The sequence below is a fragment of the Rhizobium tropici CIAT 899 genome (assembly GCF_000330885.1).
GTDB lineage: Bacteria > Pseudomonadota > Alphaproteobacteria > Rhizobiales > Rhizobiaceae > Rhizobium > Rhizobium tropici.
In genome coordinates this window covers 1,498,951-1,516,866 of sequence record NC_020059.1, presented here as the reverse complement: position 1 = coordinate 1,516,866, position 17,916 = coordinate 1,498,951, and the positions used below count along the sequence as shown (strand labels likewise).

General features: G+C 58.5%; 15 protein-coding genes and 1 tRNA gene. 2 read left to right on the top strand and 14 right to left on the bottom strand.

Annotation, left to right across the window (positions count from 1 at the left end; translation table 11 throughout):
* Nucleotides 1–67 precede the first annotated feature (67 nt).
* The gene (gene rpsL, locus RTCIAT899_RS07325; RefSeq protein ID WP_003507760.1) at nucleotides 68–439 is read right to left on the bottom strand and encodes a 30S ribosomal protein S12; all 372 of its coding nucleotides are present in this window, start codon (nucleotides 437–439) and stop codon (nucleotides 68–70) included.
* Nucleotides 440–948: 509 nt separating this feature from the next.
* Here rpsL and RTCIAT899_RS07320 point away from each other — a divergent pair.
* Nucleotides 949–1,242 carry a hypothetical protein gene (locus RTCIAT899_RS07320; RefSeq protein WP_004123433.1) on the top strand — a complete coding sequence of 98 codons (294 nt, stop codon included), beginning with the start codon at nucleotides 949–951 and terminating at the stop codon, nucleotides 1,240–1,242.
* Between the two features lie 115 nt (nucleotides 1,243–1,357).
* Here RTCIAT899_RS07320 and rpoC read toward each other — a convergent pair whose 3' ends face one another.
* From rpoC to RTCIAT899_RS07260, 12 genes are all read right to left on the bottom strand, one after another.
* Nucleotides 1,358–5,566 (bottom strand): DNA-directed RNA polymerase subunit beta', encoded by a 4,209-nt coding sequence (gene rpoC, locus RTCIAT899_RS07315; protein WP_015339595.1) that lies wholly within the window; start codon nucleotides 5,564–5,566, stop codon nucleotides 1,358–1,360.
* A 174-nt stretch (nucleotides 5,567–5,740) separates the two neighbouring features.
* Nucleotides 5,741–9,883: a DNA-directed RNA polymerase subunit beta gene (gene rpoB / locus RTCIAT899_RS07310; protein WP_015339594.1), complete on the bottom strand. Its 4,143-nt coding sequence runs from the start codon at nucleotides 9,881–9,883 to the stop codon at nucleotides 5,741–5,743.
* A gap of 261 nt (nucleotides 9,884–10,144) precedes the next feature.
* Nucleotides 10,145–10,528, bottom strand: coding sequence for a 50S ribosomal protein L7/L12 (rplL, locus tag RTCIAT899_RS07305; RefSeq protein WP_015339593.1), 384 nt, complete (start codon nucleotides 10,526–10,528; stop codon nucleotides 10,145–10,147).
* 58 nt (nucleotides 10,529–10,586) lie between these two features.
* Complete coding sequence (gene rplJ / locus RTCIAT899_RS07300) at nucleotides 10,587–11,105, bottom strand: 50S ribosomal protein L10 (protein ID WP_004123444.1); 519 nt, start codon at nucleotides 11,103–11,105, stop codon at nucleotides 10,587–10,589.
* Between the two features lie 331 nt (nucleotides 11,106–11,436).
* Nucleotides 11,437–12,135: a 50S ribosomal protein L1 gene (gene rplA / locus RTCIAT899_RS07295; protein WP_015339592.1), complete on the bottom strand. Its 699-nt coding sequence runs from the start codon at nucleotides 12,133–12,135 to the stop codon at nucleotides 11,437–11,439.
* A gap of 4 nt (nucleotides 12,136–12,139) precedes the next feature.
* Nucleotides 12,140–12,571 carry a 50S ribosomal protein L11 gene (rplK, locus tag RTCIAT899_RS07290; protein ID WP_015339591.1) on the bottom strand — a complete coding sequence of 144 codons (432 nt, stop codon included), beginning with the start codon at nucleotides 12,569–12,571 and terminating at the stop codon, nucleotides 12,140–12,142.
* A 213-nt stretch (nucleotides 12,572–12,784) separates the two neighbouring features.
* A complete protein-coding gene (nusG, locus tag RTCIAT899_RS07285) occupies nucleotides 12,785–13,315 on the bottom strand; it encodes a transcription termination/antitermination protein NusG (RefSeq protein WP_004123460.1) in 531 nt (176 codons plus the stop codon).
* 18 nt (nucleotides 13,316–13,333) lie between these two features.
* Nucleotides 13,334–13,534, bottom strand: coding sequence for a preprotein translocase subunit SecE (secE, locus tag RTCIAT899_RS07280; protein ID WP_015339590.1), 201 nt, complete (start codon nucleotides 13,532–13,534; stop codon nucleotides 13,334–13,336).
* A 194-nt stretch (nucleotides 13,535–13,728) separates the two neighbouring features.
* Nucleotides 13,729–13,804, bottom strand: a tRNA-Trp gene (locus RTCIAT899_RS07275).
* A 212-nt stretch (nucleotides 13,805–14,016) separates the two neighbouring features.
* Nucleotides 14,017–14,802 (bottom strand): 3-deoxy-manno-octulosonate cytidylyltransferase, encoded by a 786-nt coding sequence (locus tag RTCIAT899_RS07270; protein ID WP_184462023.1) that lies wholly within the window; start codon nucleotides 14,800–14,802, stop codon nucleotides 14,017–14,019.
* Between the two features lie 95 nt (nucleotides 14,803–14,897).
* Nucleotides 14,898–15,584 carry a glycosyltransferase family protein gene (locus tag RTCIAT899_RS07265; protein ID WP_015339588.1) on the bottom strand — a complete coding sequence of 229 codons (687 nt, stop codon included), beginning with the start codon at nucleotides 15,582–15,584 and terminating at the stop codon, nucleotides 14,898–14,900.
* 330 nt (nucleotides 15,585–15,914) lie between these two features.
* Nucleotides 15,915–16,808, bottom strand: coding sequence for an NAD-dependent epimerase/dehydratase family protein (locus tag RTCIAT899_RS07260; protein ID WP_041677361.1), 894 nt, complete (start codon nucleotides 16,806–16,808; stop codon nucleotides 15,915–15,917).
* Nucleotides 16,809–16,963: 155 nt separating this feature from the next.
* Here RTCIAT899_RS07260 and RTCIAT899_RS07255 point away from each other — a divergent pair, with 155 nt between their 5' ends.
* Nucleotides 16,964–17,494 carry a GrpB family protein gene (locus RTCIAT899_RS07255; protein WP_015339586.1) on the top strand — a complete coding sequence of 177 codons (531 nt, stop codon included), beginning with the start codon at nucleotides 16,964–16,966 and terminating at the stop codon, nucleotides 17,492–17,494.
* Nucleotides 17,495–17,507: 13 nt separating this feature from the next.
* Here the strand turns inward: RTCIAT899_RS07255 and RTCIAT899_RS07250 are convergent, their stop codons facing one another.
* On the bottom strand, nucleotides 17,508–17,885 hold the full coding sequence (locus tag RTCIAT899_RS07250) for a hypothetical protein (RefSeq protein ID WP_244441446.1): 378 nt from the start codon (nucleotides 17,883–17,885) through the stop codon (nucleotides 17,508–17,510).
* Nucleotides 17,886–17,916 lie beyond the last annotated feature (31 nt).

Sequence of the window (17,916 nt, the reverse complement as noted above, 5' to 3'; positions counted from 1 at the left end):
CTCAACTTTTGCGACGCTTCACCACGCGGAGAACCTCGCGCAGCGCCGGATTATCTAAAAATCCGAATTACTTCGGACGCTTTGCACCGTACTTCGAACGGCGCTGCTTGCGGTTCTTGACACCCTGGGTATCGAGAACGCCGCGGATGATGTGGTAGCGAACACCCGGAAGGTCCTTAACGCGGCCGCCACGGATCATGACGACAGAGTGTTCCTGAAGGTTGTGACCTTCACCGGGGATGTAACCAATGACTTCGAAGCCGTTGGTCAGGCGGATCTTTGCGACCTTACGCAGAGCCGAGTTCGGCTTCTTCGGCGTCGTGGTGTAGACGCGGGTGCAAACGCCGCGCTTCTGCGGGTTCTCCTGAAGAGCGGGAACCTTGTTACGCTTTACCTGCGCCTGGCGAGGCTTGCGGATCAGCTGGTTTACGGTAGGCATTCAACCATCCCTTGTAAATCTATCTCGACACCCTTACGGGCATGACTTTCGCCGTCACCGGCACCGACACACGTTCGTCTCAATGCGCAAAACGTGGCCCGATCCGCTCTCGCAGATGGACCACAGAAAAGCAGAGGACACCAAAAGTGGCGTCGTGCGTGCAGCATTCGTGTCTTCAACGTGCGTTTAGAACCTTGTTTGAGGTGAACTCCAGGGCGCGTCGCCCCGAATAGCCATGCCTCACATGGGTTCCGATGGCGGCGGTACTACTGGTTTCCCGCCGGTTCGTCAAGGCCGGTTAAGAAATTATCTTTGTCATAAAGCCCGGAAACCCCGGGCAAACCAGCCATTTGGCGCATTGGATACGGAAATGGCGCCCCTTCCGCAAGATGGACTTTGGTATTTCGACAAAATCCCTATAAGGAATCACGGAAGAACATTTCCATCCGACGGACCCGCGCGGCGAAAAGGAATCGCCGGGTCGATTCGATACTCCCGAAGGAAGATCCATGATTACTGCGCCAGACAACGACAACAATTCAGACGGTCCCATGGTCTTCATCATCATCGGCAAGGGCTACGAGACCGATGGCGGCGAAGGCATCGACTTGCATGTCATGCTGAAAGCGCCTGACGACGATACCGCCGTGCGCGAGGCGCTGAACGCGTTGGCCGAGGAAGGCTTCATCGAGGCCGATCTCGACCAGATCGGGCTCCTGACGGATATACCGGACGAAGAGCCGCATGCCTCCGCCTACCAAGGCGCGCTCGAAGGTGAAGTCGCGATCATCCGCTTCCGCTGATTGGACGACCGCCAGCGGAGGCGGCCTCCCCTCGCCCCATCGATTTTATCATCGCATAAAAAGAAACCGCCCGGATCGCTCCGGGCGGTTTTGATTTTTCACATTCGCTACCGGCTTATTCAGCCGGGCTGTTCTCGCTGGCGAGATCCTGCAGCATCGGCGTTGCGACGCCGGCATCCGTGCCCTTGCGGCGCTCTTCGAGGATAAGCTCGTCGCGGGCCGTAGCGATACGGCGGATCTGCGTCATGGTACCGCCCGTACCGGCCGGGATGAGGCGGCCGACGATGACGTTTTCCTTCAGGCCCTGCAGACCGTCGGTCTTGCCGGCGATTGCAGCTTCGGTGAGCACCTTCGTCGTTTCCTGGAAGGATGCGGCCGAGATGAAGGACGGCGTCTGTAGCGATGCCTTGGTGATCCCAAGCAGAACCGGATCGCCATAAGCAGGCTTCTTGCCTTCTTCGATCAGGCGATCGTTGTTGTCGTCCAGCTCGATACGGTCGACGTTGTCGCCGACGATGTACTGGCTGTCGCCCGCATCGGTGATTTCCACCTTCTGCAGCATCTGACGGACAATCACTTCGATGTGCTTGTCGTTGATGACAACGCCCTGCAAGCGGTAGACTTCCTGGATTTCGTTGACCAGGTAGGAAGCCAGAGCTTCCACGCCCTTGATCGCCAGGATGTCGTGCGGAGCCGGGTTACCGTCGAGGATGTAATCACCCTTTTCGATATAGTCGCCTTCCTGAAGGTGGAAGGGCTTGCCCTTCGGGATCAGGTATTCGACCGGCTCGACACCGTCTTCCGCCGGCTCGATGATGACGCGACGCTTGTTCTTGTAGTCGCGGCCGAGGCGGATCGTACCATCGATCTCTGCGATGATGGCGTGGTCCTTCGGACGACGAGCTTCGAACAGTTCGGCAACGCGCGGCAGACCACCGGTGATGTCCTTGGTCTTGGCGCTTTCCAGCGGCGAACGGGCGAGAACGTCACCCTGCGACACCTTCGTACCCGGCTCGACCGACAGGATCGCGTCGACCGAGAGAAGGAAGCGGGCTTCGCCACCACGCGACAGCTTGGCAATATTGCCGCTGGCGTCCTTGATGACGATCGCCGGCTTCAGATCGGAGCCGCGCGGCGTCGAGCGCCAGTCGATAACCTGACGCTTGGTGATACCGGTGGATTCGTCCGTCGCTTCGAGAACCGAGAGACCGTCGACGACATCTTCGAAGTGAACCGTACCGGCCACTTCCGTCATCATCGGACGGGTATAGGGGTCCCACTCCGCCAGACGCTGACCGCGCTTCACCTTGTCGCCGTCGTCGACATACAGCTTCGAGCCGTAGGCGACGCGCTGCGAGGAGCGTTCGACACCACGTTCGTCCAGGATCTGGACCGTCATGTTGCGGCCCATGGCAACCAGGTTGCCATCGGAGTTGCGCAGCATGTTGCGGTTCTTGATCTGAACCGTGCCTTCATACGAAGCTTCCAGGAACGACTGGTCGACCACGGTCGCCGTGCCGCCCAAGTGGAAGGTACGCATGGTCAGCTGGGTGCCCGGCTCACCGATCGACTGAGCGGCGATGACGCCGACAGCTTCACCGATGTTGACAGGCGTACCGCGAGCAAGGTCACGACCGTAGCAGACCGAGCATACGCCCGTCTGGATTTCGCAGGTCAGGGCCGAACGGATACGGATCGACTGGATACCTGCCTTCTCGATCTCGATGACATCCGGTTCCAGGATCATCTTGCCGGCGTCGACGATGCGCTCACCCGTGACCGGATGATCGATGTCGTCCAAGGCGGTACGGCCGAGGATGCGGGCACCGAGCGAGGCGACGACCTGACCGGCATCGACGATGGCGGTCATGGTGAGACCATTCTCGGTACCGCAATCGACGTGCGTGACGATGCAATCCTGCGCGACGTCGACAAGACGACGGGTCAGGTAACCGGAGTTCGCGGTCTTCAAGGCGGTGTCGGCCAGACCCTTACGGGCACCGTGCGTCGAGTTGAAGTACTCGTTAACGGTAAGGCCTTCCTTGAAGTTCGAGATGATCGGCGTCTCGATGATTTCGCCCGACGGCTTGGCCATGAGGCCGCGCATGCCGCCCAGCTGGCGCATCTGGTTCGGCGAACCACGGGCACCAGAGTGGCTCATCATGTAGATCGAGTTCATCGGCTTCTGACGACCGGTCTTCTCGTCGAATTCAACGGCCTTAATGCGGGCCATCATTTCTTCGGCGACCTTCTCCGTGGCCTTACCCCAGGCATCGACAACCTTGTTGTACTTTTCGCCCTGGGTGATGAGACCGTCGTTGTACTGCTGCTCGTATTCCTTCACCAGCGCTTCGGTATCGCCGACGATCTTAACCTTGGTATCCGGAATGACCATGTCGTCCTTACCGAACGAAATGCCGGCGCGGCAGGCATGGGAGAAGCCAAGCTGCATGATGCGGTCGCAGAAAATGACCGTGTCCTTCTGGCCGCAATGGCGGTAGACCGTGTCGATCATCTTGGAGATGTTCTTCTTGGTCATTTCCTGGTTGCAGATGTCGAAGGTCACCTTGCCATGCTTCGGCAGGAGTTCGCCGATCAGCAGACGGCCGGGGGTCGTTTCATAGATCTTCGAATAGGGCTTGCCATCTTCGCCGATCGACTTGAAGCGGCCACGGATCTTCGAGTGCAGCGTCACGACCTTGTTTTCAAGCGCGTGATGCAGCTCGCCGAGATCCGAGAAGGCCATGCCTTCGCCCGGTTCATTCTGGTTCAGGATCGACAGATAGTACAGGCCGAGAACCATGTCCTGCGAGGGAACGATGATCGGCGCGCCGTTTGCCGGGTGCAGAATGTTGTTGGTCGACATCATCAGCACGCGGGCTTCCAGCTGGGCTTCCAGCGAGAGCGGCACGTGAACGGCCATCTGATCACCGTCGAAGTCGGCGTTGAAGGCCGTGCAGACGAGCGGGTGCAGCTGAATGGCCTTGCCTTCGACCAGCGTGGGTTCGAAGGCCTGGATGCCCAGGCGGTGCAGCGTCGGTGCGCGGTTCAGGAGAACCGGATGCTCGCGGATGACCTCGTCGAGGATATCCCAGACTTCCGGCTTTTCCTTTTCGACCAGCTTCTTGGCCTGCTTGACGGTCGAGGAATAACCCTTCGCGTCGAGGCGGGCATAGATGAACGGCTTGAACAGCTCGAGCGCCATCTTCTTCGGGAGACCGCACTGGTGCAGCTTCAGTTCCGGACCGGTCACGATGACCGAACGGCCGGAATAGTCGACGCGCTTGCCGAGCAGGTTCTGACGGAAGCGGCCCTGCTTGCCCTTGAGCATGTCGGACAGCGACTTCAACGGACGCTTGTTGGCGCCGGTGATGACGCGGCCACGACGGCCGTTGTCGAACAGCGCATCGACAGATTCCTGCAGCATGCGCTTTTCGTTGCGGATGATGATGCCCGGAGCGCGCAGTTCGATGAGGCGCTTCAGACGGTTGTTACGGTTGATGACGCGGCGATACAGATCGTTCAGATCCGAGGTCGCGAAGCGGCCGCCATCGAGCGGAACCAGCGGGCGCAGGTCCGGCGGGATGACCGGGACGACCTTCATGATCATCCATTCCGGACGGTTGCCCGACTCCATGAAGTTCTCAACGATCTTCAGGCGCTTCATCAGCTTCTTCTGCTTGAGATCCGACGTCGTGTCGGCAAGCTCGGAGCGCAGGTCGCCGGCGATCTTTTCGAGGTTCATGCTGGCCAGCATCTCGTAGATCGCTTCAGCGCCGATCATGGCGGTGAACTGGTCTTCGCCATACTCGTCGACGGCGAGCATGTACTCTTCTTCGGAGAGCAGCTGGTGCTCCTTGAGAGCAGTCAGGCCCGGCTCGGTGACGATGTAGTTTTCGAAGTAGAGCACGCGCTCCACATCCTTCAGCGTCATGTCGAGCAGCGTCGAAATGCGCGAAGGCAGCGACTTCAGGAACCAGATGTGGGCAACGGGAGCGGCGAGCTCGATATGGCCCATGCGCTCGCGGCGAACGCGCGACAGCGTGACTTCGACGCCGCACTTTTCGCAGATGATGCCCTTGTACTTCATGCGCTTGTACTTGCCGCACAAGCATTCGTAGTCCTTGATCGGTCCGAAGATTCGTGCGCAGAAAAGACCATCGCGTTCCGGCTTGAACGTACGATAGTTGATCGTTTCCGGCTTCTTGATCTCGCCATAAGACCAGGAAAGAATCTTCTCCGGCGACGCAATCGAAATCCGGATGGAATCGAAATTCTGCGCAGGCACCTGCGGATTGAAAAGATTCATGACCTCTTGGTTCATGCCTATCTCCTTTAGGGGCGAAACGCCCTCGAATTGCGAACAGTGCCGGCAAATCCCGGGAACCGGACTGACGCTTTTAAACCGCCTTGCGGCGCCATGCATCCGAAGGGACGCCAACGGCGCTGCAATATTCCAAGCGGTGCGCGCTGACTGGCAGCGCGCACCCGCAGGCTATTACTCGGCTGCGTCCGGAAGCTGGCTTGCCGTCTGCAGATCGTCGACCTTGGAGTTTTCCAGTTCGACGCTGAGGCCCAGCGAGCGCATTTCCTTGACGAGAACGTTGAAGCTTTCCGGAATGCCCGCCTCGAAGGTGTCGTCGCCACGAACGATGGCTTCGTAGACCTTGGTGCGACCGGCCACGTCGTCCGACTTGACCGTGAGCATTTCCTGCAGCGTGTAGGCTGCACCGTAAGCTTCGAGCGCCCAGACTTCCATTTCGCCGAAGCGCTGGCCGCCGAACTGCGCCTTACCACCAAGCGGCTGCTGGGTAACGAGCGAGTACGGACCGATCGAGCGGGCGTGGATCTTGTCGTCGACAAGGTGGTTCAGCTTCAGCATGTAGATGTAGCCAACCGTGACCTGGCGGTCGAACTGCTCGCCGGTACGACCATCGTACAGCGTCGACTGACCGGTCTGCTTGAGACCTGCCATTGCCAGCATGTGGTTGACGTCAGCTTCGCCAGCACCGTCGAAGACCGGGGTCGCGATGGACACGCCACGCTTCCATTGATCGGCCAGACGCAGCACCGACGCATCGTCATACTCGTGAACGTCGTCGCTCTTCGGACCGTCGCCGACGACCAGATCGATCGTCTTGCGCAGAGGTTCGATGTTGCCGCTCGCCTTGTAGGCTTCGATCAGTTCGCCGATCTGACGACCCATGCCGGCGCAAGCCCAGCCAAGGTGCGTTTCGAGAATCTGACCGACGTTCATACGCGAGGGAACGCCCAGCGGGTTCAGCACGATATCGACATGCGTACCGTCTTCAAGGAACGGCATGTCTTCGACCGGAACAATGCGCGAGACCACGCCCTTGTTCCCGTGACGACCTGCCATCTTGTCGCCCGGCTGGATCTTGCGTTTAACAGCGACGAAGACCTTGACCATCTTCATGACGCCCGGAGGCATTTCGTCGCCGCGCTGGACCTTTTCGACCTTGTCCATGAAGCGCTGTTCGAGACGCGACTTGGATTCGTCGTACTGGCCACGCAGGGCTTCGAGCTCGCTCTGGACCTTTTCGTCCTCGACGGCAAACATCCACCACTGCGAACGCGGATACTCGGAAACGACTGAATTCGACAGTTCCGTGCCCTTCTTGAAGCCCTTCGGACCAGCAAGAGCAACCTGACCGCGCAGCATCTCGACCAGACGGCCGTAGACGTTACGGTCGAGGATCGCCTGTTCGTCGTCACGGTCCTTGGCAAGGCGTTCGATCTCTTCGCGCTCGATCGCCATGGCACGTTCGTCCTTCTCGACGCCGTGACGGTTGAAGACGCGAACTTCGACGACCGTACCGTAGGTGCCGGGCGGCATGCGCATGGAGGTATCGCGAACGTCCGATGCCTTTTCACCGAAGATGGCGCGCAGGAGCTTTTCTTCCGGCGTCATCGGGCTTTCGCCCTTCGGCGTGATCTTGCCGACGAGGATATCGCCCGGCTGAACTTCGGCGCCGATGTAAACGATGCCGGCTTCGTCCAGGTTCTTCAGCGCTTCTTCCGAAACGTTCGGAATGTCGCGGGTGATTTCTTCCGGACCGAGCTTGGTGTCGCGCGCCATCACTTCGAATTCTTCGATGTGGATGGAGGTGAACACGTCGTCGGCAACGATACGCTCGGAGAGCAGGATCGAGTCTTCGTAGTTGTAGCCGTTCCACGGCATGAACGCGACGAGCACGTTGCGGCCGAGAGCCAGATCGCCGAGGTCGGTCGACGGACCGTCCGCCAGAATGTCGCCCTTGTTGACCACATCACCGACGGTGACCAGCGGACGCTGGTTGACGCAAGTGTTCTGGTTCGAACGCTGGAACTTCATCAGGCGGTAGATATCGACGCCGGACTTCGACGGATCGAGGTCTTCGGTGGCGCGGATAACGATACGCGTTGCGTCGACCTGGTCGACCACGCCGCCGCGGCGGGCGCCGATAGCAGCACCGGAGTCACGCGCGACGACCGGCTCCATGCCGGTGCCGACGAACGGAGCTTCGGCACGCAGCAGCGGCACGGCCTGACGCTGCATGTTCGAGCCCATGAGGGCGCGGTTGGCGTCGTCGTTTTCCAGGAACGGGATCAGAGCGGCAGCGACCGAAACCAGCTGCTTCGGCGAGACGTCCATCAGGTTGATGTTGTCGCGCGGAGCGAGCATGACTTCGCCGGCATGACGGCAAACGACGAATTCCTCGATGAAGGAGCCGTCGGCGTCGAGCTCGGCATTGGCCTGAGCAACGTAGTACTTCGCCTCTTCCATGGCGGAGAGGTAGAGCACGTCGTTGGTCACCTTACCGTCGATGATGCGGCGATAAGGGCTTTCGATGAAGCCGTACTTGTTGACGCGGGCAAAGGTCGCCAGCGAGTTGATGAGACCGATGTTCGGACCTTCCGGCGTTTCGATCGGGCAAATACGCCCGTAGTGCGTCGGATGCACGTCGCGGACTTCGAAGCCGGCGCGCTCGCGGGTCAGACCACCCGGGCCGAGAGCCGAAAGACGGCGCTTGTGGGTGATTTCCGAAAGCGGGTTCACCTGGTCCATGAACTGCGACAGCTGCGAGGAGCCGAAGAATTCGCGGACAGCAGCAGCAGCCGGCTTTGCGTTGATCAGATCCTGCGGCATGACCGTGTCGATTTCGATCGAGGACATACGTTCCTTGATCGCACGCTCCATGCGCAGCAGACCCAGACGATACTGATTTTCCATCAGCTCGCCGACCGAACGGACGCGGCGGTTGCCGAGGTTGTCGATGTCGTCGATCTCGCCCTTGCCGTCACGCAGTTCGACAAGCATCTTGACCACGGCCAGGATGTCGTCCTTGCGCAGGATGCGGACGGTGTCTTCGACGTCGAGGTCGAGGCGCATGTTCATCTTCACGCGGCCGACGGCGGAGAGATCGTAACGCTCCGCATCGAAGAACAGCGAGTTGAACATGGCTTCGGCCGATTCCATGGTCGGCGGCTCACCCGGACGCATGACGCGGTAGATGTCGAACAGAGCGTCCTGGCGGTTCTCGTTCTTGTCAGCCGACAGCGTATTACGGATGTAGGCGCCGACATTGATGTGGTCGATGCCGAGGATCGGGATCTCGTCGAAGCCGGCCTTCAGGATGATAGGCAGCGTCTTCTCGTCGATTTCGTCGCCGGCTTCGAGATAGATCTCGCCGGTCTGGAAGTTGACGATGTCTTCTGCCAGGAACAGGCCATACAGCTCTTCGTCGGTCGCCTTCAGAGCCTTGAGGCCCTTGTCCTGCAGCTGGCGCAGCAGGCGCGGCGTGAGCTTCTTGCCGCCTTCGACCACGACTTCACCGGTGTCGGCATCGATCATGTCCGTAACGGTCTTGGCGCCCTTGAGCGTTTCCGCCTTGAAGGGGATGCGCCAGCCATCGCCGGAACGTTCATAGAGCGACTTCGTGTAGAAGGTCGACAGAATTTCTTCGCCGTCCATGCCAAGTGCCATCAGCAGCGACGTCACCGGAATCTTGCGGCGACGGTCGATACGGGCGTAGACGATGTCCTTGGCGTCGAATTCGATGTCAAGCCACGAGCCGCGATACGGAATGACGCGAGCGGCAAAGAGCAGCTTGCCGGAAGAATGGCTCTTGCCCTTGTCGTGATCGAAGAATACGCCCGGCGAACGGTGCATCTGCGACACGATCACGCGCTCGGTGCCGTTCACGATGAACGTACCGTTGTTCGTCATGAGCGGCATGTCGCCCATGTAGACGCTCTGTTCCTTGATGTCCTTGATGGACTTCGCGCCCGTATCCTCGTCGATATCGAACACGATCAGACGGAGGGTCACCTTCAGCGGCGCTGCATAGGTCAGGTCGCGCTGGCGGCACTCGTCGACGTCGAACTTCGGCGGCTCGAATTCATAGGAAACGAACTCCAGCATGGAAGCGCCGGAGAAATCGGTGATCGGGAAAACCGACTTGAAGACGGCCTGGAGACCTTCGTCCGGGCGGCCGCCCTTGGGTTCTTCGACCATGAGAAACTGATCGTAGGACGCTTTTTGAACCTCGATGAGGTTCGGCATCTCTGCGACTTCGGGAATCTTACCAAAAAACTTGCGTACGCGCCTGCGACCGTTGAACGAAAGGGTCTGAGCCATCGTCGCTCCTTTAAAATCCTGCACCCGGGCCTGCAACGGATGGGAATCACTGGCCAGGCGACCCCATCAATCAATGAGTAGTTCAATCTCGTCTATCTAACCGAAAACCGCTCAGCCGGATTGCGTCGCGGTTCGGTTTGAGACCATCCTCTTGAAGAACCCATTACCCAAAAGCCGTTTTGCCCGCGGCTTTTGGGTAATTCGTTCAGAAAAACGGCAAATGGGAGGCGGCAAAAACCACCTCCCAAAGCAGTTTCAAGCTTACTTAACGTCGACCTTAGCGCCGGCGTCTTCGAGCTTCTTCTTGATGTCAGCAGCTTCAGCCTTGGAAACAGCTTCCTTGACAGCCTTCGGAGCGGCTTCAACGAGGTCCTTGGCTTCCTTGAGGCCCAGGCCGGTGATGGCGCGGACTTCCTTGATGACGTTGATCTTGTTCGCGCCGGCATCAGCGAGGATGACGTCGAACTCGGTCTTTTCTTCTTCAGCAGCTGCAGCAGCGCCGCCAGCACCACCGGCAACGGCAGCAACAGCTACCGGAGCAGCGGCGGAAACGCCCCACTTTTCTTCGAGAAGCTTCGACAGTTCTGCGGCTTCGAGAACGGTCAGCGAGGAGAGGTCGTCTACGATCTTTGCGAGATCAGCCATTTTGATAGTTCCTTTTGTTCGGTTCGAACTGGTTGGTTATAAACAGCGAAAAACCGCCTTACGCGGCTTCGTCCTTCTTGGCGTAGGCCGAGAACACGCGAGCAAGCTGGCTTGCCGGCGCTGCAACAACACCTGCGATGCGGGTAGCCGGAGTCTGGATCATGCCCAGCAGCTTCGCGCGCAGCTCGTCCAGCGAAGGCAGGGTCGCGAGCGACTTTACACCTTCGGCGTTGAGCGTTGTTGTTCCCATGGCACCGCCCAGTACAACGATCTTGTCGTTGCCCTTGGCGAAATCCACGACGACCTTCGGAGCGGTAATCGGATCAGTGCTGTATGCGATCAGCGTCTGACCGGTGAAGAGATTGGAAATCCCTTCCGCATCCGTGCCCTGAAGAGCAATTTTGGCCAGGCGGTTCTTCGCGACTTTGACGGTGCCGCCAGCAGCGCGCATCTTGGAACGAAAATCGTTCATCTGAGCGACTGTAGCACCAGCATAGTGGGCCACGACAACCGAGCCCGAAGCCTTGAAGACTTCGTTCAGTTCCGTGACGAATTCGCGTTTTTCCGCTCTTTCCACTGCTTTTCTCCAGTTGACAGGACCGGGTTAACGGGCCTGCCGGGTTGCCTTTTGCCTCCTGGGATCAAGAGAGATCCCAAGCGACGCTTGAGGATCCTGTCCCCTCGCGCTCGAGCCATACGGCTCCAAGGCACAAGGCATCCAAGGCTCGAACCGAGTTCATCGAAGCGATGCTTCTTCAAAATTCGGGTCTTACCCGTCTCATGCAGGCTTAAGTGATTAAGGGATAACCACCTGCAATCTCGGACAGGAATTCCGGATTTCTCCGGAAATCCCGGCCCCGAAAGGCCGGGAATTCTTAAAAGCCGAGCTTACCGCCCGGCAAAATCAATCAGGCGCTCGGCGCCGTGACGGACGACGGCTCGATCTTGACGCCCGGACCCATGGTCGAGGAGATCGCTACGCGCTTGACGTAGTTGCCCTTGGCGCCAGCCGGCTTCGCCTTGATGACGGCGTCAGCGAAGGCGCGGATGTTTTCTTCCAGAGCCTTGGCGTCGAAGGAAGCCTTGCCGATACCAGCATGGACGATACCAGCCTTCTCGACGCGGAACTCGACAGCGCCGCCCTTGGATGCTTCGACAGCAGCCTTGACGTCCATCGTGACGGTGCCGACCTTCGGGTTCGGCATCATGCCACGCGGGCCGAGAACCTTACCGAGACGACCGACCAGCGGCATCATGTCCGGGGTGGCGATGCAGCGATCGAAATCGATCTTGCCGCCCTGAACGATTTCGACCAGGTCTTCAGCGCCGACAATGTCAGCACCGGCAGCCTTGGCTTCGTCGGCCTTGGCGCCACGAGCGAAGACGGCAACACGAACCGTACGGCCGGTGCCGTTCGGCAGGTTGACGACGCCGCGAACCATCTGGTCGGCGTGACGCGGATCAACGCCGAGGTTCATCGAGATTTCGACGGTTTCGTCGAACTTGGCGACGGCACGTTCCTTGACCATGTTGATGGCCAGATCCAGGGCATAAAGCTTGGTCGGATCAACGCCTTCACGGATCTTCTGAATACGCTTTGCTACCATGGTCTTAACCTACCACTTCCAGGCCCATGGCGCGGGCAGAGCCCTCGATCATGGCCATTGCGCCTTCGATATCGGCGGCGTTCAGATCCTTCATCTTGGCTTCGGCAATTGCCTTGACCTGAGCCTTGGTCAGGGTGCCAGCCTTGGCGCCCTTGCCCGGGGTCTTCGAGCCGGACTGGATCTTCGCTTCCTTCTTCAGGAAGTAGCTGACCGGCGGCTGCTTCATGATGAAGGTGAAGGACTTGTCCTGGTAGTAGGTGATGACGACCGGGATCGGCATACCCTTTTCCATTTCCTGCGTGGCGGCATTGAACGCCTTGCAGAATTCCATGATGTTAATGCCACGCTGACCAAGCGCAGGACCGATCGGCGGCGACGGATTCGCCGAGCCGGCCTTGACCTGCAGCTTGAGCTGGCCTGCAACTTTCTTAGCCATTTCTCTCTGCCTTTCTACATGACCGGCTGCCCGGCCCACTATGCCGGATCGCTCCGGCGGCTGCGGTTGCGTGGTGCGGATCACCAGGTCCGGCTAAGACCCTACCCTTCCACGCGCAGTGCGGCTGCGCCGCGAGACATAAGTAAGCATTTACTTATATCCAAACTCGAACGAAAGGCCAGCCGCCAGGCCAACCCTTCGTAGAAATCACAATCAGACCTTCTCGACCTGGCTGTACTCCAGCTCGACCGGCGTAGCGCGGCCGAAAATCGACACTTCCACCTTCAGGCGCGAACGCTCTTCGTCCACATCCTGAACCGTGCCGTTGAACGATGCGAACGGACCATCGGAAACACGGACCTGCTCGCCGATCTCGAAGGATACGGAAGCCTTCGGCCGCTCGACGCCCTCCTGAACCTGACCGAGAATGCGCTCGGCTTCATAATCCGGAATCGGAACGGGCTTATTGTCGGAACCGAGGAAGCCTGTGACCTTCGGCGTATTCTTGATCAGGTGGTAGGCTTCATCCGTCAGATTGGCGCGCACGAGCACGTAACCCGGGAAGAACTTGCGCTCGCTGTCGACCTTGCGACCGCGACGAACCTCTACAACCTTTTCCGTCGGCACAAGAATCTTCTCGAACAGATGCTCAAGACCCTTCTGCCTGGCCTTCTCCTCAATGGATTCAGCCACCTTCTTTTCGAAATTAGAATAAGCGTGGACGATGTACCAACGTGCCGCCATGTTCATCTCCACCCGATATCAATTGCCGGTATTCAGCACGTAGCCGAGAATCCAGCCAATGAGCTGGTCAGCAGCAAAGAAAAACAGCGAAGCGAAAACGACCATGACGAGCACCATCACCGTCGAGATCATCGTCTCGCGGCGTGAGGGCCAAGTGATTTTCGACGTCTCGGAGCGCACCTGCCGCAGAAACGCTAGTGGATTCGTTTTGGATGCCATTGACTGCCCACGCAATTACGGCGCGTAAAGCTGAACATATCAGCCCCACGCACCGCGTGTCTGTTAAACCCTACATAAACACCGATTCCCGATTTAACAAGAGGCAATACGGTGTTTTCTAAAATTTGCCGGCAATCCGGCACGACCCTCAACCCAAGAAGCTGCGAAACAACGCGCCAGTCAAATCAAGGAAATGGCAGGGGCAGCAGGGCTCGAACCTACGACCTGCGGTTTTGGAGACCGCCGCTCTACCAACTGAGCTATACCCCTTCTTCCTTCGAATATTTGCTTAAAGCGGTGGACCGCCCAAACAGTTCGAAGACATGGCGCTCCCTTTAAGGCGGGACGAAACGATTGGCAAGAGCGTTTTTTGCTTTTTCCCAATCGAACCCGCAACTTCACACGGGACTGGCTCCAACAGAAGATTTGCCGCCAGGGCAAAGCCGCCGCGAATGCTACGGGAAGGATACCCCTCGCCCTCGTTATTCTCCGGGAGAGCCTTTCGGCTTGCGCTTGAGAAATTTCGGCCTGAGGCGACGCATGAAGTTATCCGCGGAGCGAATCACATTGGTCAGGGAGATCAGCTTATCTATTTCGGTGTCGGTATTGCCCAGTCGCTCCGACAAAACCTCAGCCGCGGCCAAAGCAATCTCGGCCGGCGGAACTTCCGTGAAGCGCTGGGCAAGGCTGATATAGGGGTTCAGTGCGACCCCACCATGGATGGTGATCTTCCCCAATCGGGCAAATAGGCGCAGGAAGGTCTGCTCGAAGCTCCAATCATGGGCGGAAACCACCCTCCACTTCTGGCTGCGTCTGGCCGAGAAACCCGCAAGCACGATCGCGCCGGGCAGTTTCAGGTCGCTGAGCCAGAGCGCCATGGCAAAGCCGCTCGTCGGCGTCTTGCCCTCCGTGTAGAAATCCGAGCAGAAGCCCACGAGATCAAGGTGGCCGGTCGGCGCTCCCTGGAAATCAGCGGCGGGATTGAGCTTCTCCTCCGGTCCGAGGCGGATGTTCATGATGCCGAGGAAATATTCCTTCGGAAAGAATTTGACGACCTCGCCCACTTCGCCGCGATAGACGATGTTGGCACCGCGCGGCTGCCCGCGCGAGATCAGCAGCGAATGCCCATGGAACGGGCGATCCAGAACCTTGTAGACCTTGTTGAAGAAGACGAAGAGCGCCGTCTGCGGAAACTGCGCCTGCAGGCTTGCGATATCGACTGCATCACTATTGGCGACCAGGACGATATGGGAAAACCCCATCAACATGGTCCGCCATCCGTCGGCGCTGTTCAAACCGGCCGCGGAGCCCGCAGCCGGTATGCCGACATCGATGTTTTCAGTCGTCTTGTGATCCAACTCGCTCACTTCTGCTGGACGTGCAGCATCCGGTCGCGCATGGCGAACCATTCTTCCGCATAATCGTCATTGCGATATTCGTCGAAATACGGGCCGCCATCGGTGAAATGCACGAGCTTGGCATCGTCACGGTAGTCATATTCGTTGACGAGATAATTCCAGGTCACCGGCACCTCGCCGATCTGGTCGTCATTCTCCAGCCACTTGAACTGATGAAGCTGCAGGCCGGTTGCCGTATTGACGAAATCCTTCGTCAATGCCGTGCACTTGGCATTGTTGAACAGGATCATGCTCGACCAGTTCTTCTTCTCGTATTTGGTCTGCGTCTGGCCGAGGAACTTGGTCTCGACTTTCGGCTGGTAGTCGTGCTTCACGCACATGGCCGCATAGCGGTCGTCGCGCAGCGCCCAAAGCTCGGCGATATCGGTGCGGGCGAGCATGTCGCAATCCATGAAGATGCTCCAGCCCTGATAATCGCTGAGATAAGGCACGAGAAAGCGCGAGAAGGAAAATTCGGTCGACTGCAGCGGATTGCGCTCGCGCGTGAAGACGCCCTCGAGATTGTTGAGCACGATTGGCGAGAACACCACCGGAATAGACGAGCGCTCGATGATGCTTTGGGTCAGGACGTGATAGGCCACGACTTCCTTGGAATCGAACCCGACAAAAATGCGTGCAACATTATCCTTCATGATACCTCCGAAACGGCTGAGCGCTTGCAGGTCAGCCGACTATTATCTTCCGTCGCGACGCAAATCGCGCGCTGCCCACCCTTGAGACCCATCGGCCGGAGGGTACTGGTTCAAAACACGGGCACGGATATACCGGGCCATGCGCTGCAATCTCCAGGAGATGCTTCGCGAACGCAACCCTACTTAAATAAACGGCGATATTTGTCGAGTGTTTGGGGAAGCATTTTTGGTTTTGTTGCGTAACAAATAGAGAGGCGCCCTCACCCGGATCGATACGCTTGCCGGGCGCCAACACAAAGCACCCGGCCTATCTGCAAGGGCTGCGTCCCCTCAGACCTTCACATATTTCCGCCAGTCGTGCTCTTCCTTGAAGCCCAGGACCTCACGGATCTTGCGGTTGGACAGCAAGCCCTCATATTCGCCGATCTCGCGCGTGAACGGGACGTTCGGAAAGTGCTTGGCGGCCAGCTCTCGCGATGGCGTATTGGCCGATACCGTGTCGTTGGCGGCATTGAACACCTGGAAGCCGAGGCCGCTCTTCTCGATGCAGAGATGGACGATCTGGCCGAGATCGCGGGCGTCGATATAGCTCCAGGCGATGCGCTTGCGGATTTCGCTGTTGGCGAAAAACTCGGGGAACCGCTCATATTCGTGCGGCTCGATGACGTTGCCGATGCGCAGCGCATAGATGTCGATGCCGAAACGCTCGGCGAAAGCCCGAGCCGTCTTCTCATTCACGACCTTGGACAGACCGTAGGAATCCATCGGGTTGACATCATAGTCTTCTTCCAGCGGAAACTGGTGAAAATCGCGGTGGCCTTCGGCAAAGCAGACACCGTAGGTCGTCTCGCTGGAAGCGACAATGATCTTCTTGACGCCAAGCTTCGCGGCCGCCTCGATGACATTGTAGGTGCTCATCGTATTGATGCGGAAGGTCTCGTTATCTGGCTTGATCAGAATGCGCGGTATGGCGGCGAAATGGACGACTGCGTCGAAGGGCTGCACGCCTTTGCCTTGATCGAGATCGGGAAAATCGCGGTGCATCGTCAGGACATTATAGACCTGTCCCGCATCGGTGACATCAGCCACCAGATTGGTGACGCCGGGGCTGTTCAGCGGCACGAGATCGACATTGTGGACCTCATAGCCGGCATTGACCAGCCAAGGAACCGTGTGACGTCCAGCCTTGCCGCTGCCGCCCGTGAACAAAATACGTTTCTTCATGAAATCTCCTCCAGATAAAATCGAGCGATACATAGGCCCTTGCTTCCATTTCGCAAGACACGGCTTGGTGAGCTGACGGTTTCTCGGCAAAATAATCGAGCCGACTCGATAAAGCATATGCCGCGTGGCGAAAACGGCGAAAGGAGATGAGTGGGATGCGGCCGATCACGCTTGTCGAATACGATCCGCAATGGCCTCTTCTCTTCGAAAGCAGAAGCCAGACGATTAGCCTGTTGCTTGGCCATGCCGCCGCGTTTCATCATATCGGCAGCACTGCCATCGCCGGATTATGCGCCAAACCCAAGCTCGATATCGATGCGGTCCTCTTCTCGGAAGATGCCAGGCTCGATGCGACGGAGCGCCTGAAGGAAGACGGATATCGCTTTCATGGCGATCCGCATGATGCCGGACGTTGGGCCTTCACCAAGGATGAGACGCCTTATGGCACCCGACTTTATCTTTGCCTGCCTGATAACGAGGCCCATCGGGAGCGCCTTCTCTTTCGCGACTATCTACGCGCGCATCCTGAATGCGCGGCGAATTATGCGAACTTGAAACGGCGCCTGGCTGAAGAGGCCGGTGGCGAGTGGGACCACTATACCGGCGGTAAGAGCGATTTCGTTGCCGATATCGTGCGCCGCGCGAAGATAGAGGTCTCATCGATCGAAAATATCACCGATCGGTGATAATGTCGTTGGATCAATCGATCAGGTGCCTCAACACATTATCCACGCTCTGCTTAAGAGAAAGATGGCTCGTATCGAGAATCTCAAAGCTGGATGCTTGGGCTTCACGGCGCAGGTAGGCCGCCCAGTTCATCATATTCGCATCGGCAAGTTCCGGCTGGCCTCGCTCGACGGACAAACGATGTGTCCTCGTTGCATCATCACAATCGATCAATAACAGGCGATAGTCATCGATATCGGCGGCGGCCGCTGCCTCCTTGATGAAGGACGGCCGCATCTGCCCCTCGAGAAGAGTGGCGCTACCCTTCCGCACCCGTGGCGCAAGCCGCGCCAGCCATTCCAGGGTCTTATCCCGCTGCCAGCCCTCGGGCGAACCGTGATCGCGGATCATGGCGTCAAGCGACGGCACGCCGATACTGTCG